Annotated in this window: 22 protein-coding genes; 14 read left to right on the forward strand and 8 right to left on the reverse strand. The window is 68.5% G+C overall.

Annotated features, from left to right (window positions below):
• Nucleotides 1–46 precede the first annotated feature (46 nt).
• The 3 genes from CFB45_RS16340 (at nucleotide 47) to CFB45_RS16350 (ending at nucleotide 2,213) form a co-directional block, all read left to right on the forward strand.
• Complete coding sequence (locus tag CFB45_RS16340) at nucleotides 47–967, forward strand: biotin--[acetyl-CoA-carboxylase] ligase (protein WP_089426430.1); 921 nt, start codon at nucleotides 47–49, stop codon at nucleotides 965–967.
• Complete coding sequence (locus CFB45_RS16345; protein WP_089426431.1) at nucleotides 964–1,764, forward strand: type III pantothenate kinase; 801 nt, start codon at nucleotides 964–966, stop codon at nucleotides 1,762–1,764. The genes CFB45_RS16340 and CFB45_RS16345 overlap by 4 nt, the downstream gene beginning before the upstream one ends.
• 206 nt (nucleotides 1,765–1,970) lie before the next feature.
• On the forward strand, nucleotides 1,971–2,213 hold the full coding sequence (locus CFB45_RS16350) for a hypothetical protein (protein ID WP_089426666.1): 243 nt from the start codon (nucleotides 1,971–1,973) through the stop codon (nucleotides 2,211–2,213).
• Nucleotides 2,214–2,229: 16 nt separating this feature from the next.
• On the opposite strand, the gene rfaE2 is transcribed toward CFB45_RS16350, so the two are convergent.
• From rfaE2 to CFB45_RS16385, 6 genes are all read right to left on the reverse strand, one after another.
• The gene (gene rfaE2 / locus CFB45_RS16355) at nucleotides 2,230–2,715 is read right to left on the reverse strand and encodes a D-glycero-beta-D-manno-heptose 1-phosphate adenylyltransferase (protein WP_089426432.1); all 486 of its coding nucleotides are present in this window, start codon (nucleotides 2,713–2,715) and stop codon (nucleotides 2,230–2,232) included.
• A gap of 150 nt (nucleotides 2,716–2,865) precedes the next feature.
• Nucleotides 2,866–3,744, reverse strand: coding sequence for a diiron oxygenase (locus CFB45_RS16360; protein ID WP_011353352.1), 879 nt, complete (start codon nucleotides 3,742–3,744; stop codon nucleotides 2,866–2,868).
• Nucleotides 3,745–4,212: 468 nt separating this feature from the next.
• Nucleotides 4,213–5,439 carry a patatin-like phospholipase family protein gene (locus CFB45_RS16370; RefSeq protein ID WP_089426433.1) on the reverse strand — a complete coding sequence of 409 codons (1,227 nt, stop codon included), beginning with the start codon at nucleotides 5,437–5,439 and terminating at the stop codon, nucleotides 4,213–4,215.
• A gap of 24 nt (nucleotides 5,440–5,463) precedes the next feature.
• The gene (locus tag CFB45_RS16375) at nucleotides 5,464–6,225 is read right to left on the reverse strand and encodes a PhaM family polyhydroxyalkanoate granule multifunctional regulatory protein (protein ID WP_089426434.1); all 762 of its coding nucleotides are present in this window, start codon (nucleotides 6,223–6,225) and stop codon (nucleotides 5,464–5,466) included.
• A gap of 88 nt (nucleotides 6,226–6,313) precedes the next feature.
• The gene (locus CFB45_RS16380) at nucleotides 6,314–7,141 is read right to left on the reverse strand and encodes an enoyl-CoA hydratase/isomerase family protein (RefSeq protein WP_089426435.1); all 828 of its coding nucleotides are present in this window, start codon (nucleotides 7,139–7,141) and stop codon (nucleotides 6,314–6,316) included.
• Between the two features lie 137 nt (nucleotides 7,142–7,278).
• Nucleotides 7,279–8,271, reverse strand: coding sequence for a fumarylacetoacetate hydrolase family protein (locus tag CFB45_RS16385; RefSeq protein WP_039346348.1), 993 nt, complete (start codon nucleotides 8,269–8,271; stop codon nucleotides 7,279–7,281).
• A 155-nt stretch (nucleotides 8,272–8,426) separates the two neighbouring features.
• On the opposite strand from CFB45_RS16385, the gene CFB45_RS16390 reads away from it, so the two are divergent.
• From CFB45_RS16390 to metH, 5 genes are all read left to right on the forward strand, one after another.
• Nucleotides 8,427–9,293: an IclR family transcriptional regulator gene (locus tag CFB45_RS16390; RefSeq protein ID WP_089431738.1), complete on the forward strand. Its 867-nt coding sequence runs from the start codon at nucleotides 8,427–8,429 to the stop codon at nucleotides 9,291–9,293.
• A 126-nt stretch (nucleotides 9,294–9,419) separates the two neighbouring features.
• Nucleotides 9,420–10,745 carry a DUF3108 domain-containing protein gene (locus CFB45_RS16395; protein ID WP_089426437.1) on the forward strand — a complete coding sequence of 442 codons (1,326 nt, stop codon included), beginning with the start codon at nucleotides 9,420–9,422 and terminating at the stop codon, nucleotides 10,743–10,745.
• Between the two features lie 254 nt (nucleotides 10,746–10,999).
• The gene (locus tag CFB45_RS16405; protein WP_006477667.1) at nucleotides 11,000–11,257 is read left to right on the forward strand and encodes a BTH_I0359 family protein; all 258 of its coding nucleotides are present in this window, start codon (nucleotides 11,000–11,002) and stop codon (nucleotides 11,255–11,257) included.
• Between the two features lie 201 nt (nucleotides 11,258–11,458).
• A complete protein-coding gene (locus CFB45_RS16410; RefSeq protein ID WP_089426438.1) occupies nucleotides 11,459–12,526 on the forward strand; it encodes a homocysteine S-methyltransferase family protein in 1,068 nt (355 codons plus the stop codon).
• 42 nt (nucleotides 12,527–12,568) lie between these two features.
• A complete protein-coding gene (metH, locus tag CFB45_RS16415; protein ID WP_179255071.1) occupies nucleotides 12,569–15,286 on the forward strand; it encodes a methionine synthase in 2,718 nt (905 codons plus the stop codon).
• A 115-nt stretch (nucleotides 15,287–15,401) separates the two neighbouring features.
• Here metH and CFB45_RS16420 read toward each other — a convergent pair whose 3' ends face one another.
• Nucleotides 15,402–15,725 carry a DUF1840 domain-containing protein gene (locus CFB45_RS16420; RefSeq protein ID WP_089426439.1) on the reverse strand — a complete coding sequence of 108 codons (324 nt, stop codon included), beginning with the start codon at nucleotides 15,723–15,725 and terminating at the stop codon, nucleotides 15,402–15,404.
• Nucleotides 15,726–15,925: 200 nt separating this feature from the next.
• Here CFB45_RS16420 and argS point away from each other — a divergent pair, with 200 nt between their 5' ends.
• From argS to CFB45_RS16450, 6 genes are all read left to right on the forward strand, one after another.
• Nucleotides 15,926–17,707: an arginine--tRNA ligase gene (gene argS / locus CFB45_RS16425; protein WP_089426440.1), complete on the forward strand. Its 1,782-nt coding sequence runs from the start codon at nucleotides 15,926–15,928 to the stop codon at nucleotides 17,705–17,707.
• Nucleotides 17,708–17,840: 133 nt separating this feature from the next.
• On the forward strand, nucleotides 17,841–18,746 hold the full coding sequence (locus CFB45_RS16430; RefSeq protein WP_089426441.1) for an SPOR domain-containing protein: 906 nt from the start codon (nucleotides 17,841–17,843) through the stop codon (nucleotides 18,744–18,746).
• 69 nt (nucleotides 18,747–18,815) lie between these two features.
• A complete protein-coding gene (locus tag CFB45_RS16435) occupies nucleotides 18,816–19,454 on the forward strand; it encodes a thiol:disulfide interchange protein DsbA/DsbL (protein WP_089426442.1) in 639 nt (212 codons plus the stop codon).
• 19 nt (nucleotides 19,455–19,473) lie between these two features.
• Nucleotides 19,474–20,247 carry an SDR family oxidoreductase gene (locus tag CFB45_RS16440; RefSeq protein ID WP_043187101.1) on the forward strand — a complete coding sequence of 258 codons (774 nt, stop codon included), beginning with the start codon at nucleotides 19,474–19,476 and terminating at the stop codon, nucleotides 20,245–20,247.
• 497 nt (nucleotides 20,248–20,744) lie between these two features.
• A complete protein-coding gene (locus tag CFB45_RS16445) occupies nucleotides 20,745–22,340 on the forward strand; it encodes an ABC transporter substrate-binding protein (protein ID WP_089426443.1) in 1,596 nt (531 codons plus the stop codon).
• 198 nt (nucleotides 22,341–22,538) lie between these two features.
• A complete protein-coding gene (locus tag CFB45_RS16450; RefSeq protein WP_089426444.1) occupies nucleotides 22,539–24,185 on the forward strand; it encodes an ABC-F family ATP-binding cassette domain-containing protein in 1,647 nt (548 codons plus the stop codon).
• Between the two features lie 16 nt (nucleotides 24,186–24,201).
• On the opposite strand, the gene CFB45_RS16455 is transcribed toward CFB45_RS16450, so the two are convergent.
• A complete protein-coding gene (locus CFB45_RS16455; protein WP_089426445.1) occupies nucleotides 24,202–25,281 on the reverse strand; it encodes an MBL fold metallo-hydrolase in 1,080 nt (359 codons plus the stop codon).
• Nucleotides 25,282–25,347 lie beyond the last annotated feature (66 nt).

Raw genomic sequence — 25,347 nt, forward strand, 5'->3', positions numbered from 1 at the left:
CCCCGCCCGACGCGCGCCATCGCCCCCTGTCGCTACAATAGGCGCCATGAACGCCCCCACCTCCTCCGACACGCCCGATTCCGGCGACGCGCACATCGCGCGCAACCGGCTCGAGGCGCACCTGGACGCCGCGCCGCGTGCGTGGCCGCTCGACATCGTCGCCGCCACCGGCTCGACCAACGCCGACGTCGCCACCCGGCTCAAGGCGCTGCCGCGCAATGCGAACGCGCTGCCCGCGCCGCTCGTGCGCGTCGCGTTCGAGCAAACGGCCGGCCGCGGCCGGCAGGGCCGCCCGTGGTTCGCGCAGCCCGGCAATGCGCTGCTGTGCTCGGTCGGCTGCATCGTGCCGCGCCCCGTCGAAGCACTCGGCGGCCTCAGCATCGCGATCGGCGTCGCGCTCGCCGAAGGGCTCGCCGCGCTGCCGCTCGACGCCCATACGCGCGTCGCGCTCAAATGGCCGAACGACCTGCTGCTGACCGCCACCGACGACGGCACGCCGCGCATCGTCGGCAAGCTCGCCGGGATCCTGATCGAAACCGCGTGGACCAGCGCCGACGCCACCGCCGTCGTGATCGGCTTCGGCATCAACGTGCGCGGCGCGGAAGCCGTCGCCGCGCAGGTCGACGCGCTGCGCGCGCGCGAAGCGACGCTCGCGAGCGGGCTGCCGCCCGCCGCGCTGTCGATCGCGTGCGCATCGGCCAACCTCACCGACACGCTCGCCGCGTCGCTGAACGCACTCACGCCCGCGCTCGCGCAGTTCGGCGCCGAAGGGCTCGCGCCGTTCCTGCCGCGCTGGCACGCGCTGCACGCGTACGCGGGGCGCGAAGTCGTGCTGCTCGAACAGGGCGTCGAACGCGTGCGCGGCACCGCGACGGGCATCGACGCGACCGGCCAGCTGCTGCTCGACACGCCTGACGGCATGCAGGCAATCGCCGCCGGCGACGTGTCGCTGCGCGAAGCGCAATGAACGAGCCGCACCTGCTGATCGACGCCGGCAACAGCCGGATCAAGTGGGCGCTCGCCGATGCGCAGCGCACGCTCGTCGAGACGGGCGCGTTCGGCCACACACGCGACGGCGGCGCCGATCCCGACTGGTCGGCCCTGCCGCGTCCGCGCGGTGCGTGGATCTCGAACGTCGCGGGCGCCGACGTGGCCGCCCGGCTCGACGCGCTGCTCGATGCATGCTGGCCAGGCCTGCCGCGCACGACGATACGCGCGCGTCAGACGCAATGCGGCGTGACGAACGGCTATACGACGCCCGACCAGCTCGGCAGCGACCGCTGGGCCGGACTGATCGGCGCGCACGCGGCGTTTCCGGGCGAGCACCTGCTGATCGCGACGTTCGGCACCGCGACGACGCTCGAGGCGTTGCGCGCGGACGGCCGCTTCACGGGCGGGCTGATCGCACCGGGCTGGGCGCTGATGATGCGCGCGCTCGGCACGCACACCGCGCAGTTGCCGACGCTGACCACCGACATCGCGAGCGGCCTGCTCGCCGGCGCACCGGCCGAACCGTTCCAGGTCGATACGCCGCGCTCGCTGTCGGCCGGCTGCCTGTATGCGCAGGCCGGGCTGATCGAACGCGCGTGGCGCGATCTCGCGGATGCGTGGCAAGCGCCCGTTCGGCTCGTGCTGGCCGGCGGCGCGGCGGACGACGTCGCGCGTGCGCTGACGCTTCCGCATACGCGGCACGATGCGCTGATCCTGTCCGGGCTCGCGCTGATTGCCGCGGAAACTGCAACCGCCACGCCGGCGCAGGCGTGACGGAAAAGCGCCGGCATCGCGCCGGCGCACGGCAACGCGAGCCCGTGCGGGCCTGCGTCACGATGACGGTGAAGAACGGGCGGCGCCATGCTGGCCGCCCGCGCGCACGGTCAACGGCAGGAATGAGAAGGAATGAAATCGCCGGCGATGCGGCCGGCCCGATTGAATGACGTGAACCACGTCAATGACGACGAGGAGTGTCGACGATGCTGCGCTGGCTGATCGCTGTTCTCTTTCTCGCCAACATGCTCGCGTTCGTGGTGGCGCGCGGCGTGTTCGGGCCGCTGCCGGCGGCCGGCCCGCGCGAACCCGGCGTGCTGGCGCGACAGGTGCGGCCCGATGCGCTGCGCGTGACGCCGCTCGCACGGGCCACCGACCAACCCGTCATCGGCGGCCCGATCGCGCCGCCGTCCGTCACGGCCGAGCCGCTCGCGGCGTCCGCGCCCTGACGGCGCCGGGCCGCGCTCAGGACTGCTGGGCGCGCACCTTCTTCAGCAACGCGGTGGTCGAGCGATCGTGCTCGAACGGAATCGCCAACGCCCGGCCACCCCAGCCACGCACCAGCGCCGATTCCGGCAACGCATCCATGTCGTAGTCGCCGCCCTTCACGAGGATGTCCGGCCGGACCGCCTCGATCAGCGACACCGGCGTCTTTTCCTCGAACGTCACGACCCAGTCGACGCTTTCCAGCGCCGCGAGCAGCGCCGCGCGGTCTTCCTGGCGATTGATCGGCCGGTCGTCGCCCTTGCCGAGCATGCGTACCGATGCATCGCTGTTCACGCCGACGATCAGGCATGCGCCGAGCGCCTTCGCGTCGGCAAGATAGGTGACGTGGCCGCGATGCAGGATGTCGAATACGCCGTTGGTGAACACGACGGGCGACGGCAGCGACGCGCGCAGGGCGACGAGGGCATCACGGGTGATCAGCTTGCGTTCGAAGGTGGCGGACATGATGGAAGTCGGACGGAATGAGCCACGGCGCACGCGGCGGCGGCGCCAGATAAAAAGCCCGCCGGACTGACCGGGCGGGCTTCATGCAACAGGTACGACATCGCGCAACGCGGCCGGCGCGATGCACGCCGGCTGCGGCGCCAACCGGCCTCAGGCCGGCTGCGCGGCCGACGACGGGCCGCTTTCGGCCTGCAGGCGGCCGGTAACTTCCTTGCGATAGCGGTTCAGCTCCTGCGCGGTCGCGAACGTGCGCTCGAACAGGATCGACAGGTTGTGCAGGATCCGCTCGACCACTTTCTTTTCCCACTCGCCGTCGAAGCGGATCTGCTCGTCGAGCCAGCGCTCGAGCCATTCCGGATCGGGCAGGCGCGACTGCACGGTGTCGCGCGGGAACAGCGCCTGGTTCACGTGCAGGTTGGTCGGGTGCAGCGGCTTCTCGGTGCGACGCGCCGACGCCATCAGCACGCCGATCTTCGCGAATGCGGCACGCGCGACGTCGCCGCAGTTGTTCAGCGCCTTCTTCATGTAGCGCAGGTACGCGCCGCCGTGGCGCGCTTCATCGCGCGAGATCGTTTCGTAGATCTGCTTGATGACCGGCTCGGTGTGCCAGTCGGCCGCGCAACGATACCAGTGGTTCAGGCGGATCTCGCCGCAGAAGTGCAGCATCAGCGTCTCGAGCGGCGGCGCCGGGTCGAACTGGAAGCGCACCGCGTGCAGTTCCTCTTCGGTCGGCACCATTTCCGGCTTGAAGCGGCGCAGGTATTCCATCAGCACGAGCGAATGCTTCTGCTCTTCGAAGAACCACACGCTCATGAACGCGGAAAAGTCGCTGTCGTGCTGGTTGTCGCGCAGGAACATTTCCGTCGCGGGCAGCGCCGACCATTCGGTGATCGCGTTCATCTTGATCGTCTTCGCCTGCTCGTCGGTGAGCAGCGACGCGTCGAACTTGTCCCACGGAATGTCCTTCTCCATGTCCCAGCGGACGGCTTCGAGCGATCGGTAAAGTTCCGGATAAAGCATCGTGTTCATGATGGTCCCACCCCTGTTCTGCGCAATGCGACTTCTCTAAACGTGACTGTTGCCGCGCAAGCGCGCCCGAGCGCGCCTTTTGCAGCCAAGACTCTAATTTTACGCGGGAAACCGGCCAGCCGGACGGTGATTCCTCGTCCGGCAGCCGGGCGGCCGCGCCGCCGCCGTTGCGGCATGCCGCAGCCACGCTCCGCGAACGGAACCGGCTGCACGCTTGCCCGAGTGGGGGGCCGGCGCTGGCCGGCTCGTTGGCGCGCCCGTCCCCTGCCCCAGGCGGGTTCCCCGAAAGGTCCCGTGCGGATGCCGGATCGGCGGGCTGCTCGATATGGTGTATACGGCGGCGGCCATGATATCACGCGTGCATGACGGTTCCGAGACGCCTGCCCGGTCGTGCCCCGCCAATCGCGGTGCGGCGATCGGTCGCGGCCGACCGTCGCGAAAACGCAACCTTACATTCTCCTGCAAGCATTAGACCCGTATTTCTCCGGTCGCGAGGCCGTCTTCCGGCGGCATGCCGGCGGCCGGCGCGCTGCCGCCGTCCGCTCGCGCGATCCAGCCGGCCAGCGTGTCGCGCTGCGCACGCCCGTCGCGGTAGCCGAGCTCGATCAGTTCGCGCGCAAACGCCTCCTCGAACAGCAGGTAGCTCGCAAACGACGCGCCGGCCGGCTGGCTGCCGCCGATCGCGCCGAGCAGCCCGCGCATCGTCGCCGGCATCTGCTTCAGGTGCTTCGCGGCGATCAGCTCGATGCGCTCGGACGGCGCGATCGCGAGCACGTCGACGTGCCGCCAGCCGCTGTCCATCTCGACCTGGTGCGGCAGGTGCTCGATCATCCGGTTGATGTGCTCGATACGCTCGATGTCCGAGCCGATCGAGTCGAGGAACACGCTCGCGAGCACCTGCTGGCCGATCTGCGCGGGCGTCGGGTAGCCGCGTACCAGCCCTGCGCCGTTCGCGGCCGGAATCTCGGGCCGCGGGTCGGCCGCGCCGATCACGACGATCCGGTCCGCGCCGAAGTGGATCGCCGGCGACAGCGGCGCGATCTGCCGGATCGAGCCGTCGCCGAAGTATTCGATCTGCCCGTCGAGCACGAGCGGCACGGCCGGGAACACGAACGGAATCGCCGACGACGCGAGCAGGTGCGACGCCGACAGGTCGACCAGCCGCGCGGTGCGCTGCGCGCGCCGCCACGCCTGGATCGGCTGGGCGGCCTGGTAGAACGTGAGGTGCCGCCCGCTCGAATAGCTGAGCGCCGTCACCGCGAGCGCATGCAGCAGGCGCGCCTCGAGCATCTGCTCGATCCGGTGGAAACTCAGCTCGCGCTGCAGCAGGTGCGCGAGCGGCGCGTTGTCGAGCAACCCGCGCGGCGAACGGCGGGCCGCCCAGCCGAAGGTCATCGTCGCCAGCCAGCGTGCGCCGGCGCCCGCGATGCCGAGCCAGTCGGTGCGATACACGTAGTCGGCGCGCAGCGGCTCCCAGAATTCGAGCAGGCGCCGCACGCCGTGGGAAAAATCGTCCGCGTGGCTCGCGATCGACGTCGCGTTGATCGCGCCGGCCGACGAGCCGCACACGACCGCGAACGGCAGCGTGTGCCGCAGCGGATCGGCCTCGCGCGCGATCTCGGCCAGCGCTTTCAGCACGCCGACCTGATAGGCGGCACGTGCGCCGCCTCCCATCAGAACGAGCGCGAGCCGCATGATCGACCTGCTACCTGCGCCGCGTCACGTCGAGCGCTTCGGCGGACGGGTTTCGGGCGACGATGCGGCGGCCGCGCGCGCCGCGGCCGAACCGGCCGCACCGGCTGATTTCGCGCGCTTCGCGGCAGGCTTGCGCGGCGCGGCGGCGGCCGGTGCCGGCTTCGCGGCCGGCTCCGGCGCAGCGGCCGCGTCCGGCGGCGCATCGCCCGGCGCGGCGGGCTGCATGCCCGGCTGCGCCATCGCAAGGCTCGCGAGCTGGTTGAACTGCGACTGCAGCAGGCTCCACCAGCCCGACGGGTCGAAGGCTTGCTGCGCGGCGTCGCCCGACGCTGCCGCCGACGCGTCGGCATCCGGTGCCGGCGGTGTATCGCTCGACGCCCCCGACGCGTGTTTCGCCGCATGCGCGGCTGCGACGGCCGCTTCCTCGGCCGCCGACATCGAGCTCTGCGCGAACGCGCCGAATGCACGCAGCGTCGCGAGCGTCGCGCGCTGCACCTCGAGCGCCTGGATCGCGGACTGCAGCATCCCGAGATTGAGCTTCAGCCACTGCTCGACCGCGCGCAGATCGGTGATCCGCTTGTCGAGCTCCTCGACGCTCGTGAGCGGCGCCATCATGTCGGACATGCTCGACAGCGACGGCGGCAGTCCTTGCGTGGCGCCCGGGAACGACGTCATCCCGCCGAACGGCGACATCCGCATCATGTCCCACATCCGGTCCATCATGTCGGCGGGCTTGAAGCCGGCAAAGCCGGCGAAAGGGTTGGAGCCGGAGGCATCGGTCGTCATACGGGCATCCTGGTTGACTGGGTGAGAGCGAGGCGGCCGCCATGCGTCGCGCGTGCCGCGCCTGGATCGATCATAGCGCCAGCGCGTGTCAGAACGGCGCGTCGCCGGGAAACTCGGGCGGGCGCCGCTCGCGCAGCGAGCGAATGCCTTCCTGCACGTCGGGCCCCGAAAAACCCATGAATTCGAGCGCCAGCGACGTGTCGAAGGTCGGCCCGGCCGTGCGCAGCCAGTTGTTCAATGCGTACTTGGTCCAGCGGATCGCCGACTGCGAACCGTGCGCGAGCCGCTCGGCCGCTTCGTAGGCCTTCGGCAGCAGGTCGGCCGGCTCGACCGCGAGCGAGACCAGCCCGATCCGCTCGGCCTCCTCGCCGCTCACCGGCTCGCACAGCATCAGGTAGTACTTCGCCTTCGCCATCCCGCACAGCAGCGGCCACACGATCGCCGCATGGTCGCCGGCCGCGACGCCGAGCCGCGTGTGGCCGTCGATGATGCGCGCATCCTTCGCGGCGATCGAGATGTCGGCGAGCAGCCCGGCGACGAGCCCCGCGCCGACGGCCGGGCCATGCATCGCCGACACGATCGGCTTGCTGCAGTTGATCACGTTATAGACGAGGTCGCGCGCCTCGCGCCACACGCGGGCGCGCACGTCGAAGTCGTTCGCCATGTCCTCGACGAGCGCGAGGTCGCCGCCCGCCGAGAAGCCCTTGCCTTCGCCGCGGATCACCGCGACGCGCGTGTCGGGATCGCGGTCGACGTCGCGCCAGATGTCGGCGAGCTCGCGATGCATGCGTGCGTTCGCGGTCGCGAGGCCGCTGCGGTTCGCGCCCTCGCCGCTCATCACGATGTCGAGCACGCCATGGTCGCGGCGCGTCACCTTCAGTGCTTCGTAACCGCCGTACGCGGCGAGATCGGCCATGCGCTGCTCCTTGCTCGAGGCTCTCGCGCCCCTGAATCGAGTGTAGCCAAGCCCGCGCGGGCAAACATCAGGCGAAACCCGGCGCGCGGGCCGGGCCCGGGTTTCGCGAAAGCGGAACGCTGCGTGCGCCGCGTGACTTACGCCGCGCCGTCGGGCGGCGCAACCGACTGCTCGATCGCGCCGAAGATCGACTTGCCGGCCGTGTCGAACATCTCGATGCGCACGGTGTCGCCGTAGCGCATGAATTCCGTCTGCGGCGCGCCGTGCTCGATCGTCTCGAGACAGCGCTTCTCGGCGATGCAGCAGTAGCCGCGCTTCGCGTCCTTGTTCGACACCGTGCCCGAGCCGACGATCGAGCCGGCGCGCAGGTTGCGCGTCTTCGCCGCGTGCGCAATCAGCTGGCCGAAGTGGAACACCATGTCGGTGCCGGCATCGGGCTGGCCGACCTTCTTGCCGTTCCAGTGGACGATCATCGGCCGGTGCACGCGGCCTTCGCGCCATTCGTCGCCGAGCTCGTCGGGCGTCACGGCGACCGGCGCGAACGCGGTGGCCGGCTTGCTCTGGAAGAAGCCGAAGCCCTTCGCGAGCTCGGCCGGAATCAGGTTGCGCAGCGACACGTCGTTCACCAGCGTGACGAGCCGCACGGCCTTCAGCGCTTCGTCGGGCGTCGCGCTCATCCGCACGTCGCCGGTGATCACCGCGACTTCCGCCTCGAAATCGATGCCCCATTCCTCGGACGGGCACACGACGTCGTCGCGGGCCCCGAGAAAATCGTCGCTGCCGCCCTGGTACATCAGCGGGTCGGTCCAGAATTCAGGCGGCATCTCCGCGCCGCGCGCGCGGCGCACGAGCTCGACGTGGTTCACGTACGCGGAGCCGTCGGCCCACTGGAACGCGCGCGGCAGCGGCGCCATGCAGTTGGCCGGATCGAACGCGAACGCATTGCGCGCGCGGCCGTGGTTCAGTGCGTCGTACAGGTCGCGCAGCTGCGGCGCGTAGAACGCCCAGTCGTCGAGGACGCGCTGCAGCGTTGGCGCGATCGCGTCGGCGATCGCCGCGGTGTGCAGGTCGCGCGACACGACGATCAGCTGGCCGTCGCGCGTGCCGTCCTTCAGCGAAGCAAGTTTCATAAGGGGACTCTGGCGTTGTAGTGACGATGGAGGGAGTCTATTTTACGATGGTGAATCCCTGCGGCGCGCTGCGATCGTGCGTGCCGTTTTCGCCCCGATTTTTCGGCCCGGTTTTTCAGCCCGCTTCCTGCCGCCTTTTCGCGCCCCTGCCGCCCATGCCCGCCAGCCCGCTTCCCGACGACGATCTCGCCGACTCCGACACCGACGACGCCGCTTCCGGCGAACACGGCGAGAAGGTCCGTTCCGGCATCCAGTCGATCGAGGTCGGCTTCCGCCTGCTCGACGTGCTGACGAGCGAGCCGCGCGCGATGATGCTGCGCGACCTCGCGCAGCGCGCGGGCATGAGTCCTGCGAAGGCGCACCGCTACCTGGTCAGCTTCTCGCGGCTCGGCGTGGTGTCGCAGGATCCCGTCTCCGGCCGCTACGAGCTCGGCGGCTTCGCGCTGCAGATGGGGCTCGCGCGGCTCGCACGCGTCGACGGCGTGAAGCTCGCACGGATCGCGCTGACCGAATTCCGCGACCGGCTCGACCAGACGGTCGGCATCGCCGTGTGGGGCAACCAGGGGCCGACGATCGTGCACTGGATGGAATCGAGCCACCCGGCGAAGGCGTCGCTGAAGCTCGGCGACGTGATGCCGCTGCTCGGCTCCGCGACGGGGCTGCTGTTCGCCGCGTACCTGCCGCGCAGCAAGACCGCCGCGATGCTCGAGCGCGAACTCGCCGATACGCGCCGCTCGCCGCACCACGGCGGCCCGCGCACGCTCGACGAGGTCGACGCGGTGCTCGCCGACGTGCGCCGGCACGAGGCCGCGCGCGTCGAGGGGATGCTGCTGCCGACGATCCATGCGTTCTGCATGCCCGTGTTCGATGCGGTCGGCGAACTCGCGCTCGCGATCGTCGCGCTCGGCCAGGAAGGCTCGTTCGACATTGCATGGGGCGGCGAGATCGACACCGCGCTGCGCACCTGCGCGCAGAAACTGTCTTACGAACTCGGCTATAGTCCCGACGCGCGCGACGCCTGACGCATCCGGTAACCGCCCCCGGCACCTGCCCGTCAAGCAGCGCGAACGTGCGGCGCATTCGACAGTCCGATTCCTGTGGCGCGCGCTGCGCGCCCGAGCTCACGCGAACGCCCCGATCCTGTCCCGATGCCCATGCAGCCTGCCGACACCCGCCCGAGTCACGCGTTGCCCCGCCACTGGCTGCGCGTGGGCATTGCGCTCGTCATCGTGCTGGTGCTGCACGCGCTCGCCGCGTTCTGGCTGATGCGCAACCGCGACGCGTTCACGCCGCCCGCGCCCGCCGAAGTCCCCATTCAGATCGAGCTGCTGAAACCGCAACCGATCGAGCGCCAACCCGCGCCGCCTGCGCCGAAGCCGGTCGAGCAGCCGGCCGCACCTGCGCCGGCGCCCCCGAAGGCCGCCGCACCGAAACCCGCGCCTGAGCCGGTCCTCACGTCGACGCAAACGGCCGAGCACGGCGAGCCGCCGGCCGCCGCGTCCGCCGCGAGTGGTGCGCCTGCCGCATCGGGCGCGCATGCTGCGTCGGCTGCCAGCGCCGCCAGCGCCGCCAGCACCGCGACTCCGGGCCCCGCGACGAACGGCGTGAAGTTCAACGCGCCGCCGTCCGGCGACCTGCAGTACGACACGTTCTACAACGGCATGCAGAACATGATCGGCACGATCCACTGGCGCACCGACGGGCACACCTACGACCTGTCCGTGTCGATGCCCGTGCCGTTCGTCGGCCCGTTCACCTATCGCAGCGAAGGCCGCATCGACGCGTTCGGCGTCGCGCCCGAGCGCTACGTCGAGAAGCGCGGCAAGCGGCCGGAGGACATCGCGATCTTCAACCGCGAGATCCGGCAGGTCGTGTTCACGCGCACGCCGAACAACGCGCCGCTGCCCGACGGCGTGCAGGACCGCTTCAGCATGCTGATGCAGCTGTCTGGGCTCGTGCGCGGCAATCCGTCCGCGTACAAGCCGGGCGTCACGCAGCAGTTCTTCGTGATCGACAACAACAGCGGCGAAACCTGGCCGATCGCCGTGATCGGCGACGAGCAGGTGCAGACGCAGGCCGGCATCATCGGCGCGCGGCACTTCATGCGCCTGCCGCGGCGCGACGGCGACACGCGCCGCATCGACATGTGGCTCGCACCGTCGCTCGGCTGGCTGCCCGCGCGGCTCGTGCAGACCGAACCGAACGGCGCGCAGATCGAGCTGTTGTGGCATGGCCGGCTCGCGGCGCCGGGCGTACCGTCCGACGAAGCACCCGCAGGCGGCGCAACGCATGCGCCCGCCGGTGCGCCGACGCCCGACGCATCAACCGCTCCCGCCGCGGAACCGGCACAACCCGCGCCGCCGGCCACCGTGCAACCGCCGGCACAACCGGCTGCGCCGCCCGCGCCCTCGCCTGTCACATCGCCTGTCACATCGCCTGTCACATCGCCTGTCACATCGCCTGTCAGACAGTGAACTCGCGCGCACATGCACGCGATTCGGCAATTTCGACCGATTACAGATTTCCGTGAAATGGCCGATGACACTCTTTAACAACTATTTCAGTCCACCGGCAGACAATGGGAAACGTTTCATAGACATCGGCTTCTAACCGATACACCCCATGCAGACGGGAACGGGGTGTGCAGCGCAAGCCCCTTGAAACCGGCAAGGCTCGCCCCACCTAGGGGACAACAAGGCCAGATGCCACTGCGAAGAGGAGTGCCGCCATGCAAATGATCTACAACAGCCCCAACTACTGCGTCGTCGAATTCGCGCCGCAGGCCGGTCACCACCTGATGAATGCCGGCGGATATGAAATCGTCGACAAGAACGCGCAGCGCGAAATCTTCATCGACGGCGAACTTGCCGAACGATTCCGCGCGCACGTGAAGCAGTTGATCGAGGATGAGCCGTCGCTCGATGAAGTCGACGAATTCCTCGGACAATTCGACAGCCTGATGATGATGCCCGTCGTGCTGCACTGACGACCCGCGGCCCGGCGCCTCGTGCGGCCGGGCCATTCGCCGCGCATCGACGCGGCGCCGCGAGCACTCCGATCCTGCCCCCGCCCGGTTCGCCGGCGGGGGTTTTCATTTGGCGGCCCGGCCGGCGCGGCGCAAGGCCGGGCGGCGCCCATGCGCACCGGCTACAATGACGGTTTTCCCGTCTTCGCCGGTCTTTCGCCCATGTCTGCGACTCCTCTCGCCGCTTCCGTCCCGCTCGACGCGTCCTATACGCGCGGCGCCGCTCTGCCTGCGCTGCTCAAATCGCGCATCCTGATCCTCGACGGCGCGATGGGCACGATGATCCAGCGCTACAAGCTCGACGAAGCCGCGTATCGCGGCGAGCGCTTCAAGGATTTCCCGCGCGACATCAAGGGCAACAACGAGCTGCTGTCGATCACGCAGCCGCAGATCATCCGCGAGATCCACGACCAGTACTTCGCGGCCGGCGCCGACATCGTCGAGACCAACACGTTCGGCGCGACGACCGTCGCGCAGTCCGACTACGAGATGGAAGATCTCGTCGTCGAGATGAACATCGAATCGGCGAAGCTCGCGCGCGAAGCGGCCGAGAAATACGCGACGCCGGACAAGCCGCGCTTCGTCGCGGGCGCGATCGGGCCGACGCCGAAGACGGCCAGCATCTCGCCGGACGTCAACGACCCGGGCGCACGCAACGTCACGTTCGACGAGCTGCGCGCATCGTACTACCAGCAGGCGAAGGCGCTGCTCGACGGCGGCGTCGACCTGTTCCTCGTCGAGACGATCTTCGACACGCTGAACGCGAAGGCCGCGCTGTTCGCGCTCGACGAGCTGTTCGAGGACACCGGCGAGCGCCTGCCGATCATGATCTCGGGCACCGTCACCGATGCGTCGGGCCGGATCCTGTCGGGCCAGACGGTCGAGGCATTCTGGAATTCGCTGCGCCATGCGAAGCCGCTCACGTTCGGCCTGAACTGCGCGCTCGGCGCGGCGCTGATGCGCCCGTACATCGCCGAGCTCGCGAAGCTGTGCGACACGTACGTGTCGTGCTATCCGAACGCGGGCCTGCCGAACCCGATGGCCGAGACGGGCTTCGACGAGACGCCGGACGTCACGTCGGGCCTCCTGAAGGAATTCGCGCAAGCCGGGCTCGTGAACCTCGCGGGCGGCTGCTGCGGCACGACGCCCGAACACATCGCCGAGATCGCGAAGGCGCTCGCCGACGTGAAGCCGCGCCGCTGGCCGAACCAGTACAGCGACAACGCCTGACCCGACCGCCCCCCGTCCTTCATCACCAGAATTCGCACCGCCATGACCGATCACATGATGCGCCTCGCCGGCCTCGAGCCGTTCAACGTCACGCCCGGAACGCTCTTCATCAACGTCGGTGAGCGCACCAACGTCACCGGCTCGAAGGCGTTCGCACGCATGATCCTCAACGGCCAGTTCGACGAGGCGCTCGCGGTCGCGCGCCAGCAGGTCGAGAACGGCGCGCAGGTGATCGACATCAACATGGACGAGGCGATGCTCGATTCGAAGGCGGCGATGGTGCGCTTCCTGAACCTGATCGCGTCGGAGCCGGACATCGCGCGCGTGCCGATCATGATCGACTCGTCGAAGTGGGACGTGATCGAGGCGGGCCTGAAGTGCGTGCAGGGCAAGGCGATCGTGAACTCGATCTCGCTGAAGGAAGGAGAGGACGCGTTCCGCCACCACGCGCACCTGATCCGCCGCTACGGCGCGGCGGCCGTCGTGATGGCGTTCGACGAAACCGGCCAGGCCGATACGTTCGCGCGCAAGACCGAGATCTGCAAGCGCTCGTACGACTTCCTCGTGAACGAAGTCGGCTTCCCGCCGGAAGACATCATCTTCGACCCGAACATCTTCGCGGTCGCGACCGGCATCGAGGAGCACAACAACTACGCGGTCGACTTCATCGAAGCGACCCGCTGGATCAAGCAGAACCTGCCGTACGCAAAGGTGAGCGGCGGCGTGTCGAACGTGTCGTTCTCGTTCCGCGGCAACGACCCGGTGCGCGAGGCGATCCACACCGTGTTCCTGTATCACGCGATCCAGGCCGGGATGGACATGGGCATCGTCAACGCGGGCCAGCTCGGCGTGTACGCCGACCTCGACCCGGAGCTGCGCGAGCGCGTCGAGGACGTGATCCTGAACCGCCGCGACGATTCGACCGACCGCCTGCTCGAGATCGCCGACAAGTTCAAGGCCGGGGGCGCGAAGAAGGAAGAGAACCTCGAGTGGCGCAACCAGCCGGTCGAGAAGCGGCTCTCGCATGCGCTGGTGCACGGCATCACGAACTTCATCGTCGAGGATACCGAAGAAGTGCGCGCGAAGATCGCCGCGGCCGGCGGCCGCCCGATCAACGTGATCGAAGGGCCGCTGATGGACGGGATGAACATCGTCGGCGACCTGTTCGGCCAGGGCAAGATGTTCCTGCCGCAGGTCGTGAAATCGGCGCGCGTGATGAAGCAGGCGGTTGCGCACCTGATCCCGTTCATCGAGGAAGAAAAGCGCCTGCTCGCGGAAGCGGGCGGCGACGTGCGCGCGAAGGGCAAGATCGTCATCGCGACCGTGAAGGGCGACGTGCACGACATCGGCAAGAACATCGTGTCGGTCGTGCTCCAGTGCAACAACTTCGAAGTCGTCAACATGGGCGTGATGGTCCCGTGCAACGAGATCCTCGCGAAGGCAAAGGTCGAGGGCGCGGACATCATCGGGCTGTCGGGCCTCATCACGCCGAGCCTCGAGGAAATGGCGTACGTCGCGTCCGAAATGCAGCGCGACGACTACTTCCGCGTGAAGAAGATCCCGCTGCTGATCGGCGGCGCGACGACCTCGCGCGTGCACACGGCCGTGAAGATCGCGCCGCACTACGAAGGCCCGGTGGTGTACGTGCCGGACGCGTCGCGCTCGGTGTCGGTCGCCTCCAGCCTGCTGTCCGACGAAGGCGCGACGAAGTACCTCGACGAGCTGAAGTCCGACTACGAACGCATCCGCGACCAGCACGCGAACCGCAAGGCACAGCCGATGGTCACGCTCGCCGAGGCGCGCGCGAACAAGACCAAGGTCGACTGGGCGGGCTACCAGCCGGTGAAGCCGAAGTTCATCGGCCGCCGCGTGTTCAAGAACTACGACCTGAACGAGCTCGCGCAGTACATCGACTGGGGCCCGTTCTTCCAGACCTGGGATCTCGCGGGTCCGTACCCGGCGATCCTGAACGACGAGATCGTCGGCGAATCGGCGCGGCGCGTGTTCTCCGACGCGAAATCGATGCTCGCGCGCCTGATCCAGGGCCGCTGGCTGACCGCGAGCGGCGTGATCTCGCTGCTGCCGGCGAATAGCGTCAACGACGACGACATCGAGATCTACAGCGACGAGTCGCGCTCGGAAGTGCTGCTTACCTGGCGCAACCTGCGCCAGCAGAGCGTGCGCCCGGTGGTCGACGGCGTGATGCGGCCGAACCGCTCGCTCGCCGACTTCATCGCACCGAAGGAATCGGGCGTCGCCGACTACATCGGGATGTTCGCGGTGACGGCCGGCCTCGGCGTCGACGCGAAGGAAAAGCAGTTCGAAGCCGACCACGACGACTACAGCGCGATCATGCTGAAGGCACTCGCCGACCGCTTCGCGGAAGCCTTCGCGGAAGCGATGCACGCGCGCGTGCGGCGCGAGCTGTGGGGCTACGCGAGCGGCGAGACGCTCGACAACGATGCGCTGATCGCGGAAAAGTACGCGGGCATCCGCCCGGCACCGGGCTACCCGGCCTGCCCCGACCACCTGGTGAAGCGCGACATGTTCGACGTGCTGCGTGCGGACGAGATCGGCATGAGCGTGACCGACTCGCTGGCGATGCTGCCGGCCGCGAGCGTGTCGGGCTTCTATCTCGCGCATCCGGACAGCACGTATTTCTCGGTCGGCAAAATCGGCCAGGATCAGCTCGAGGACTACGCGCAGCGCATGGCGCTGTCGCTCGACGACGCGCGCCGCGCGCTCGCGCCGCAGCTCTGATCGGCCCTTCGACGGGCGCGCCGCTGCCCGCTATCATCAGACAAAAGAAAAAGCCCGCTCGGACGCGGGCTTTTTTCTGCCTTTCGATCCTTTCAGACCGGCCGGGCAAGCAGGCTCAGAAGCCCCAGTGCACGTCGGCTTCGCCGGCTTTCGCTTCGCGCAGCATCGTGAGGAAGGGCGCAACGCGCTGGGCCAGGCTCGCCGGCACTTCGTGGTGCGCGTGATCGGCTTCGTCCTCATGGAAATGGCCGGCGTGCTCGGCGCGTTCCTGCTTCGCCTGCGCTACCGCCCCTTCCAGCTTGGCGATCGCGTGGTCCAGCTCGTCGTGCGTAATCACACCGCGCTCGCCCAGCTGCTTGCCGACGAGACCCAGCACATACACGGCGAAATCCTTCAGCACGTCGAGATCCTGTGCCGCCTTGCTCTTGAACGTAATCATGACAATTCCCTTTTCATCTTGTTGTGCCTGCGCGGCGCGGTTGGGGAACGCCGGCAGACCGGCGTCCGGCCTCGCGGACGCGGGCCGCCTGAGCGGCATATTAGCACCTGTTAAAATTCTGCGATCCCTGAAACGCGCGCTTAAAAAGCGCGCCGGCGGGCCGGCGTTTCCGGCCGCCACCAACGAAGCCTTCTACCAGCATGCTGCCAGCACACAAACAGACCCTCGAAGCCCTGCTCGCGGATAGCGTCAAGCAGGTCGCACACGCGCTGAAAGGCGCCGACGCCGCGTCCGTCGCCCCCGTCATCACGCTGGAGCGCCCGAAGGTCGCCGCGCACGGCGACGTCGCGTGCAACGTCGCGATGCAGCTCGCGAAGCCGCTCGGCACGAACCCGCGCCAGCTCGCCGAGCAGATCGTCGCCGCCCTCACCGCCCAGCCGGGCGCGCAAGGCCTCGTCGAAGCCGCCGAGATCGCCGGCCCCGGCTTCATCAACCTGCGCCTGTCGGCCGCCGCGAAGCAGGCCGTGATCGCCGCCGTGTTCGACCAGGGCCGCGCGTTCGGCACGTCGGATCGCGAGAAAGGCAAGCAGGTGCTGCTCGAATTCGTGTCGGCGAACCCGACCGGCCCGCTGCACGTCGGCCACGGCCGCCAGGCCGCGCTCGGCGACGTGCTCGCAAACGTGATCGCGAGCCAGGGCTACGCCGTGCACCGCGAGTTCTACTACAACGACGCAGGCGTGCAGATCGGCAACCTCGCGATCTCGACGCAGGCACGCGCACGCGGCCTGAAGCCGGGCGACGCGGGCTGGCCGGAAGCCGCGTACAACGGCGAATACATCGCCGACATCGCACGCGACTTCCTGAACGGCGAAACGGTCGCCGCGTCGGACGGCGAGCCGGTCAAGGGCACGGGCGACGTCGAGGATCTCGACGCGATCCGCAAGTTCGCGGTCACGTACCTGCGTCGCGAGCAGGACATGGATCTGCAGGCATTCGGCGTGAAGTTCGACCAGTACTACCTCGAGTCGTCGCTGTACAGCGAAGGCCGTGTCGAGAAGACGGTCGATGCGCTGATCAAGGCCGGCATGACCTACGAGCAGGACGGCGCGCTGTGGCTGCGCACGACCGACGAAGGCGACGACAAGGATCGCGTGATGCGCAAGTCGGACGGCACGTACACGTACTTCGTGCCGGACGTCGCGTACCACGTGACGAAGTGGGAGCGCGGCTTCACGAAGGTGATCAACATCCAGGGTTCGGATCACCACGGCACGATCGCGCGCGTGCGCGCCGGCCTGCAGGGCCTGCACATCGGGATCCCGAAGGGCTACCCCGACTACGTGCTGCACAAGATGGTCACCGTGATGCGCGACGGCCAGGAAGTGAAGATCTCGAAGCGCGCGGGCAGCTACGTGACGGTGCGCGACCTGATCGAATGGTCGGGCGGCGCGGCGGCGGGCCAGGAAGCGGCGCCGGACCTGATCGACGAAGCGACCATCACGCGCGGCCGTGACGCGGTGCGGTTCTTCCTGATCTCGCGCAAGGCCGATACCGAGTTCGTGTTCGACATCGACCTCGCGCTGAAACAGAACGACGAAAACCCGGTCTATTACGTCCAGTACGCGCACGCGCGGATCTGCTCGGTGCTCAACGAGCTGAAGTCGCGCTACAACGTCGACGTCGCGCAGCTGCCGGGCGCCGACCTGTCGCAGCTGACGAGCACGCAAGCGGCGTCGCTGATGCAGAAGCTGGCCGAGTACCCGGACATGCTCACGCACGCGGCCAACGAACTGGCGCCGCACGCCGTTGCGTTCTACCTGCGCGATCTCGCTGGCGAATTCCACTCGTTCTACAATGCGGAGCGCGTGCTGGTCGACGACGAAGCGCCGCGCAATGCGCGCGCCGCACTCCTCGCCGCGACCCGGCAGGTGCTCGAGAATGGTCTGGCGGTGCTCGGCGTGTCCGCGCCCGCCAAGATGTAACGTAGCAAGCGGCCCGAACCGGGCGCGAATGGCTGCGGCTGGAGCGCCCGCCGTCGGGTGCCCGCCGCCGGGTGCCCGTCGCCGGGTGCCCGTCGCAGCCTTTTCACGATTCTTTTTGCAGGTGACTCAAGCAATGGCACAACCACGCCGAACTTCGAAGCAATCGAAACAAGCCGGAGGGACATTTCTTGGAATCGTGCTGGGCCTGATCGTCGGCCTCGCGATCGCCGTGGTGGTGGCGCTCTACATCACGCGTTCCCCGTCGCCGTTCGTGTCGAAGGTCGCGCCGCCGCCGGCCGACAACGGCGCGAGCCAGCCGCAGCAGTTCGATCCGAACCGCGCGCTGCAGGGCAAGACGCCCGGCCAGCCGGTGCCGCAGGCCGCGCAGCCCGCGCCGCCGAACACCGCGCCCGGCCAGGCCGCGAACCAGACCCAGGGCGGCCTGCTGCCCGAACCGCAGATCGTCGAAGTGCCGCCGCAGGCCAACGGGTCGAGCGGCTCGAACAACACCGGCAGCTCGAACAACACGACCGCGTCGAACAATACGTCGTCGAGCAACGGCGTCGCCGTCGCGCCGAAGCCGGCCGACACCACGCCGCCGCCGAAGAAGACGCAGCAAGCGCAGCAGCAACAGCAGCAAGGCGGCGAGGACGACCTCGCCCGCTTCGCCGCGCAGAAGCAGGCGCAGCAAGCCGCCGCGCAAAAGCAGCAGCAACAGCAACTGGCCGCGAACACGCCGAAGCCGACCTCGTCGGCCACGGCCGCCGCGACGGCAAAGCCGCCGACCGCGAACGATGCGAATACCGGCTACTTCCTGCAGGTGGGCGCGTACAAGACGGAAGGCGACGCCGAGCAGCAGCGCGCGCGCCTCGGCTTCCAGGGTTTCGAGTCGAAGGTGTCGAAGCGCGATGTCAGCGGCGTGACGTATTTCCGCGTGCGTGTCGGCCCGTTCTCGAAGTTCGAGGATATGAACTCGGCCCGCCAGCGCCTGTCCGATGCAGGTGTCGACACGGCGGTGATCCGTTTCACGAAGCAGTAAGCAACCGGCCGAGCCCACTCAGAACCCGTTACGTTTCGTAACCCGAGCAACTGATTCGACGTTCACAACATGAAAAAACTGCTTAGCACGCTCCTTCTGTCCCTGGGTCTGGCCGCCGGCCTCGCGCAGGCTTCGCCCGCCGCGCCGGTCGCCGGCAAGGACTTCGAGGTGATGAAGTCGCCGCAGCCGGTGTCCGCACCGGCCGGCAAGGTCGAGGTGATCGAATTCTTCTGGTACGGCTGCCCGCACTGCTACGAATTCGAGCCGACGATCGAGGCGTGGGTGAAGAAGCAAGGCAACAACATCGACTTCAAGCGCGTCCCGGTCGCATTCCGTGACGATTTCGTCCCGCACTCGAAGCTGTTCTACGCGGTGTCCGCGCTCGGCATCTCCGAGAAGGTCACGCCGGCGATCTTCAACGCGATCCACAAGCAGAAGAACTACCTGCTGACGCCGCAGGCGCAGGCCGACTTCCTGGCCACGCAGGGCGTCGACAAGAAGCAGTTCACGGACGCATACAACTCGTTCAGCGTGCAGGGCGAAGTGAACCAGTCGGCCAAGCTGCTGAAGGACTACGCGATCGACGGCGTGCCGACGGTCGTCGTCCAGGGCAAGTACAAGACGGGCCCCGCTTACGCGAACAGCATCCCGGGCACGGCCCAGGTGCTCGACTTCCTCGTGAAGCAGGTTCAGGACAAGAAGCTCTGATCCCCGCCCGCCCGCCGGCATGACTACTCCGCTGAAGGTCTTCATCACCGGCGCATCGAGCGGCCTCGGCCTCGCGATGGCCGAGGAATACGCCCGCCAGGGCGCCACGCTCGCACTCGTCGCGCGCCGCACCGATGCCCTCGATGCGTTCGCGCGGCGCTTCCCGAAGCTGTCCATCTCCGTCTATTCCGCCGACGTGCGCGACGCCGACGCGCTCGCGACGGCCGCCGCGTCGTTCATCGCGACGCACGGCTGCCCCGACGTCGTGATCGCGAACGCCGGCATCAGCCAGGGCGCCGTCACGGGCCAGGGCGATCTCGCGACGTTCCGCGACGTGATGGACATCAATTATTACGGGATGGTCGCGACGTTCGAGCCGTTCGTCGGCCCGATGACGGCCACGCGCCACGGCACGCTGGTCGGTGTCGCGAGCGTTGCCGGCGTGCGCGGGCTGCCCGGTTCCGGTGCGTACAGCGCGTCGAAATCGGCCGCGATCAAGTATCTCGAAGCGCTGCGCGTCGAGTTGCGGCCGGCCGGTGTCGGCGTCGTGACGATCGCGCCCGGCTACATCCGCACGCCGATGACCGCGCACAACCCGTACCGAATGCCGTTCCTGATGGACGCCGACCGCTTCGCGGCGCGTGCGGCCCAGGCGATCGCGCGGCAGCGCGCGTTCCGCGTGATTCCGTGGCAGATGGGTGTGGTCGCGAAGGTGTTGCATGTGTTGCCGCGCTGGCTGTACGACCGCCTGTTCGAGAAGGCGCCGCGCAAGCCGAAGGCGGGGGCGCACTGACGCTCCGGTGAGCACCGGCCCGCGTGAAGCTTCGCGGGCCGTCTCTCCGTCTCTCCGTCTCTCCGTCTCTCCGTCTCTCCGTCTCTCCGTCTCTCCGTCTCTCCGTCTCTCCGTCTCTCCGTCTCTCCGTCTCTCCGTCTCTCCGTCTCTCCGCATCACCGCATCACCGCCTCTCCACACTACGCCAGGCGGCTTTGACGCTTCGATTCACCACACGCCCGCACCGCTCCCGCGCCGTCCCCGACGCGTCACTGCCCAGCATCCCCGGCGCCAGCGTTCCGCCGTCCGCAGCCTCCTTCGCCCCACTCGCCGCCCCAACACCCGTTCCGTCGCGAACGCAGCCGTTTTTCGGCCAATTCGCCGCGTTCAGGCGCCTTTTTTCACGCGTCGCGCGCTTTGACGGTATGCTATTCGCCAGCCGCGCCGGCCCTGTCCGCTTCCGGGCCGCGCCCGCATCCCGTCACCCAGCAAAAAACACAAGCCACGTGGGAGATCCTATGCAGCTCAAGCTGTTCGCCGCGGCCACGCTCGCCGCCGCCCTCGCCGCCCCCGGCCTCGCCGCCGCCAAGCCGCTCACCGTCTGCACGGAATCGAGCCCGGACGGCTTCGACGTCGTCCAGTACAACTCGCTCGTCACGACCAACGCGTCGGCGGACGTGATCTTCAACACGCTCGTGTCGTACGACGAAGCCGCGAAGAAAGTCGTGCCCGCGCTCGCCGACAAATGGGACGCGAGCGCCGACGGCCTCACGTACACGTTCCATTTGCGCCCGAGCGTCGCGTTCCAGACCACCGACTATTTCAAGCCGACCCGCGCGCTCGACGCGGACGACGTCGTGTTCACGTTCTCGCGGATGCTCGACGACTCGAATCCGTGGCACAAGGTGGCCGGCGCGAGCGGCTTCCCGCACGCGCAGTCGATGGGGCTCGTGAAGCTCGTGAAGTCGGTCACGAAGGTCGACGACAGCACCGTGAAGTTCGTGCTGAATGAGCCGAATGCGACGTTCGTGCCGATCCTGACGATGGGCTTCGCGTCGATCTACTCGGCCGAATACGCGGACCAGCTGCTCAAGGCCGGCAAGCAGGCCGACCTGAACGGGAAGCCGGTCGGCACCGGCCCGTTCGTGCTGAAGAGCTACACGAAGGACGCGCTGATCCGCTACGACGTGAACCCGACCTACTGGGGCACGAAGCCGAAGGTCGACCGGCTGATCTATGCGATCACGCCCGATCCGTCGGTGCGGCTGCAGAAGGTGAAGGCCGGCGAATGCCAGATCGCGCTGTCGCCGAAGCCGCAGGACGTGCTCGCCGCGAAGGGCGAAAGCGCACTGAAGGTCGCGCAGACGCCCGCGTTCATGACCGCGTTCGTTGCACTGAACACGCAGAAGAAGCCGCTCGACAACGACAAGGTGCGCGAGGCGCTGAACCTCGCGTTCGACCGCGCGACCTACCTGAAGGTCGTGTTCGACAACACCGCGACGGCCGCGAACAACCCGTATCCGCCGAACACGTGGAGCTACGCGAAGGACGTCGCGCCGTATGCGTACGATCCGGCGAAGGCGAAGCAGCTGCTCGCGCAGGCCGGCTTCCCGAACGGCTTCTCGACGACGATCTGGACGCGCCCGACCGGCAGCGTGCTGAACCCGAACCCGAAGGTCGGCGCGGAGCTGTTGCAGGCCGACCTCGCGAAGATCGGCGTGAAGGCCGAGGTCAAGGTGATCGAATGGGGCGAGCTGATCAAGCAGGCGAAGCTCGGCCAGCATGACATGCTGTTCATGGGCTGGGCCGGCGACAACGGCGATCCGGACAACTACCTGTCGCCGCTGTTCAGCTGCAATGCGGTGAAGTCGGGCATCAACTTCGCGCGCTTCTGCGACACGCAGCTCGACAAGCTGATCGCCGACGGCAAGTCGACCGCCGACCAGGCCAAGCGCGCGAAGCTGTATGAAGCCGCGCAGAAGATCATCCACGACCAGGCGCTGTGGATTCCGCTCGGCTATCCGACCGCGGCCGCGCTCACGCGCACGAACGTGAGCGGCTATCACGTGAGTCCGTTCGGACGGCAGAACTTCACGACCGTCGCCGTGCAGTAACGCGACCCTCGCGCGTGGCGCGCAAGCGACGGTGCGTCCGACCATCGCTTGCGGCCCGCGCGCCGCGCTTGCTACACTGCGCGCCTATTCCTCATACCGGACGCCAGCCAAAGTGAACAACTAAGCCTTCCCAAAATGTTTTCGCCGCCGTGCCACGCACGCCCGCGCGAAGGTCTTCACGCATTTTTGGAGGTGCTTATGGCTGCAGCCACGCCCACCGGCGCGCTCGTCGCGCTTCATCACGTTTCCTTCCGCTTCGACGACGGCTTCACGCTGTTCGATTCGCTCGACCTTTCCATCGATCGCACGCCGACCGGCATCGTCGGCCGCAACGGCATCGGCAAGAGCCAGCTCGCGCAATTGATCGCGGGGTACTGCGCGCCGAGCGCGGGGACGATCGAGCGGCACACGCCAGTCGTCTACGTCGCGCAGCAGCACGACTACGGTGGCGTATCGGCCGGCTCGCGAACCGTCGCGCAGATCGCCGCGCTCGATGCACCGCTCGGCGCGCTCGCGCGTCTCGCCGACGGCCGCGCGGAACCGCACGACTTCGACCTGATCGGCGATCGCTGGGATCTCGCGGAGCGGCTGCGCACCGCGCTCGACGCAGCCGGCCTGGACGACGTGCAACCCGACACGCCCGCGCAGGCACTGAGCGGCGGGCAGCTCGCGCGCGTCGCGCTGATCGGCGCGCTGCTCTCCGGCGCGGGCTTGCTCGTGCTCGACGAACCGACCAACCATCTCGACGCGTCGGGCCGTGCGTGGCTGCGCGCGGCGCTCGACGGCTGGCACGGTGGCCTCGTCATCGTGAGCCACGACCGTGCGCTGCTCGCCGACGTGCAGCGCATCGTCGAGCTGACGACACAAGGCGTGCGCTCGTACGGCGGCAACTACGCGCTCTATCGTGCGCAGCGTGACGCGGAACAGGATGCCGCGCAGTCCGCGCTCGACAACGCGCGTGCCGAACGCGGACGCGTCAGGCGCAGGCTCGAACAGGAACACGACACGATCCAGCGTCACGCGGCCGCGTCGCTGCGCGACGCGAAGACGGCCAACCTGTCGTCGGGGGCAAAACAGAGTCGCAAGGGTGCGGCGCGCAGCATCATGGGCACGGTGCGGCGCCACCAGAACGAATTCAAGGCGACGCTCGACGAACGCGTACAGGAAGCGGCCGCGCGCGTCGAAGCCGATGCGCCCGTGCTCGTGTCGCTGCCGGGCACCGAGGTCAGCGCACGCCGTCAGCTGTTCACGCTCGACCGCGCGCAACTGCCGTGGCGCATCGCCGGCGATGCCGACGCGATCACGTGGTCGGCCAGCGGCCCGGTGCGCATTGCATTGACGGGCCCGAACGGCTGCGGCAAATCGACGTTGCTGCGCATGCTCGCGGGCGAGCTTTCGCCGCGCTCAGGCGCGTGCACGACACACGTGAGCGCCGCGTATCTCGACCAGCGACTCGCGCTGCTCGATCCCGATCGCTCGATCGTCGAGCAACTGGGGCTGCTCGATACGCCGCTCGCCGAAGGCGACCTGCGCAGCCGGCTCGCGCTGTTGCAGCTCGACGCGGTACGCGCAACGCAGCCGGCGCGGCAGCTGAGCGGCGGCGAACGGCTGAAGGCCGCGCTCGCGTGCGCGTTGTGGCGTGGCACGCCCGCGCAACTGCTGCTGCTCGACGAGCCGACCAATCACCTCGACCTAGAATCGGTGCAGGCGATCGAAGCCGCACTGGCGGGCTTCCCCGGCGCGATCGTGGTCGCGTCGCACGACTCCGCGTTTCTCGCGGCGCTCGACCCGACGCACACGATGCAATGGCATCGCGACGGGTGGCGCTACGAACCCGTCGCTTGAGGAGAACGAAACGGTGTCAGCCGGCGGTGCGGAACCGCAGCACACCGTCGTCGCCCTGCTCGCGCACGAGCTCACCCGAGAGCCACAGCAGGTTCAGGTGCGCGAGCGCCTCGCCGAGCGCGAACGTCATCTGGTGGATGTCGAGTTCGCGGCGGCGGAACATGATCGGCACGATGTCGGCCGCGCTCATCGGCTGTTCCGCGCAGGCGACGCGCACTTCGGCCAGGCGCGCGTCGTGGTGTTCGCGCAGTTGCGTGATGCGCGTGCGCACGCCGCGGAACGGCTTGCCGTGCGACGGCAGCACCAGCGTATCGGGCGCCATCGTCTCGTAGCGGCCGAGCGACTGCAGGTACAAGGCGAGCGGGTTCGCTTCCGGTTCGAGGTCGAACACGGACACGTTCGTCGAGATGCGCGGCAGCACCATGTCGCCGGAGATCAGCACGCCGTCCGCTTCGCTGTGCAGCGCGCAATGTTCAGGCGAATGGCCGAAGCCGGTCACGACGCGCCAAGTGCGCGCGCCGATCGTCACCGCGTCGCCTTCGCGCAAGCGCCGGTAGCGCGGCGGCACGGCCGGCACGAGATCCGAGTAGTAGTTGCGGCGGTTGCGCAGCTTGTCGAGCGCGGCCGGATCGGTCAGCCCGTGGCGCGCGAAGTGATCGGCGGCGGCCGCGCCGCCCGCGTTCGAGCCGTTGCCGGCCGCCATCAGGCAGCCGAACATGTACTCGCCGAGCGTCATCCACAGCCGCACGTTCCAGCGGCCCTTGTCGCCGCCTTCGCACAGCCAGTTCGCGAGGCCGAAGTGATCGGGGTGGCAATGCGTGACGAGCACGCGCAGCACGGGCAGGCCGTCGAGATGCGTGTCGAAGATCTGCTCCCAGTGCGTGCGGATCGCATCCGACGCGATCCCGCAATCGACGATCGTCCAGCCGGCCTGCCCGTCGATTTCGTCGCGCAGCAGCCAGAGGTTGATGTGATCGAGCGAGAACGGCAGCGGCATGCGCAGCCAGCGCACGCCGGGCGCGACCTCGAACGTGTCGCCCGCGGCGGGCAGCGTATCGGCGAAGGGATAGTCGAGTTGGTGTTCCAGTGCGTTCATCGGTGGGGCGTCTCGTCGTTATCGGTGCGATTGCGCGCCGGCGGCAGGCCGCGGCGGGCGTTCCGC

The organism is Burkholderia sp. HI2500, from assembly GCF_002223055.1.
GTDB lineage: Bacteria > Pseudomonadota > Gammaproteobacteria > Burkholderiales > Burkholderiaceae > Burkholderia.

Coding starts and splice junctions, on each gene's coding strand:
- CFB45_RS16340 (WP_089426430.1), top strand. CDS start 47: ATGAACGCCCCCACCTCCTCCGACACGCCCGATTCCGGCGACGCGCAC.
- CFB45_RS16345 (WP_089426431.1), top strand. CDS start 964: ATGAACGAGCCGCACCTGCTGATCGACGCCGGCAACAGCCGGATCAAG.
- CFB45_RS16350 (WP_089426666.1), top strand. CDS start 1,971: ATGCTGCGCTGGCTGATCGCTGTTCTCTTTCTCGCCAACATGCTCGCG.
- rfaE2 (WP_089426432.1), bottom strand. CDS start 2,715: ATGTCCGCCACCTTCGAACGCAAGCTGATCACCCGTGATGCCCTCGTC.
- CFB45_RS16360 (WP_011353352.1), bottom strand. CDS start 3,744: ATGAACACGATGCTTTATCCGGAACTTTACCGATCGCTCGAAGCCGTC.
- CFB45_RS16370 (WP_089426433.1), bottom strand. CDS start 5,439: ATGCGGCTCGCGCTCGTTCTGATGGGAGGCGGCGCACGTGCCGCCTAT.
- CFB45_RS16375 (WP_089426434.1), bottom strand. CDS start 6,225: ATGACGACCGATGCCTCCGGCTCCAACCCTTTCGCCGGCTTTGCCGGC.
- CFB45_RS16380 (WP_089426435.1), bottom strand. CDS start 7,141: ATGGCCGATCTCGCCGCGTACGGCGGTTACGAAGCACTGAAGGTGACG.
- CFB45_RS16385 (WP_039346348.1), bottom strand. CDS start 8,271: ATGAAACTTGCTTCGCTGAAGGACGGCACGCGCGACGGCCAGCTGATC.
- CFB45_RS16390 (WP_089431738.1), top strand. CDS start 8,427: ATGCCCGCCAGCCCGCTTCCCGACGACGATCTCGCCGACTCCGACACC.
- CFB45_RS16395 (WP_089426437.1), top strand. CDS start 9,420: ATGCCCATGCAGCCTGCCGACACCCGCCCGAGTCACGCGTTGCCCCGC.
- CFB45_RS16405 (WP_006477667.1), top strand. CDS start 11,000: ATGCAAATGATCTACAACAGCCCCAACTACTGCGTCGTCGAATTCGCG.
- CFB45_RS16410 (WP_089426438.1), top strand. CDS start 11,459: ATGTCTGCGACTCCTCTCGCCGCTTCCGTCCCGCTCGACGCGTCCTAT.
- metH (WP_179255071.1), top strand. CDS start 12,569: ATGACCGATCACATGATGCGCCTCGCCGGCCTCGAGCCGTTCAACGTC.
- CFB45_RS16420 (WP_089426439.1), bottom strand. CDS start 15,725: ATGATTACGTTCAAGAGCAAGGCGGCACAGGATCTCGACGTGCTGAAG.
- argS (WP_089426440.1), top strand. CDS start 15,926: ATGCTGCCAGCACACAAACAGACCCTCGAAGCCCTGCTCGCGGATAGC.
- CFB45_RS16430 (WP_089426441.1), top strand. CDS start 17,841: ATGGCACAACCACGCCGAACTTCGAAGCAATCGAAACAAGCCGGAGGG.
- CFB45_RS16435 (WP_089426442.1), top strand. CDS start 18,816: ATGAAAAAACTGCTTAGCACGCTCCTTCTGTCCCTGGGTCTGGCCGCC.
- CFB45_RS16440 (WP_043187101.1), top strand. CDS start 19,474: ATGACTACTCCGCTGAAGGTCTTCATCACCGGCGCATCGAGCGGCCTC.
- CFB45_RS16445 (WP_089426443.1), top strand. CDS start 20,745: ATGCAGCTCAAGCTGTTCGCCGCGGCCACGCTCGCCGCCGCCCTCGCC.
- CFB45_RS16450 (WP_089426444.1), top strand. CDS start 22,539: ATGGCTGCAGCCACGCCCACCGGCGCGCTCGTCGCGCTTCATCACGTT.
- CFB45_RS16455 (WP_089426445.1), bottom strand. CDS start 25,281: ATGAACGCACTGGAACACCAACTCGACTATCCCTTCGCCGATACGCTG.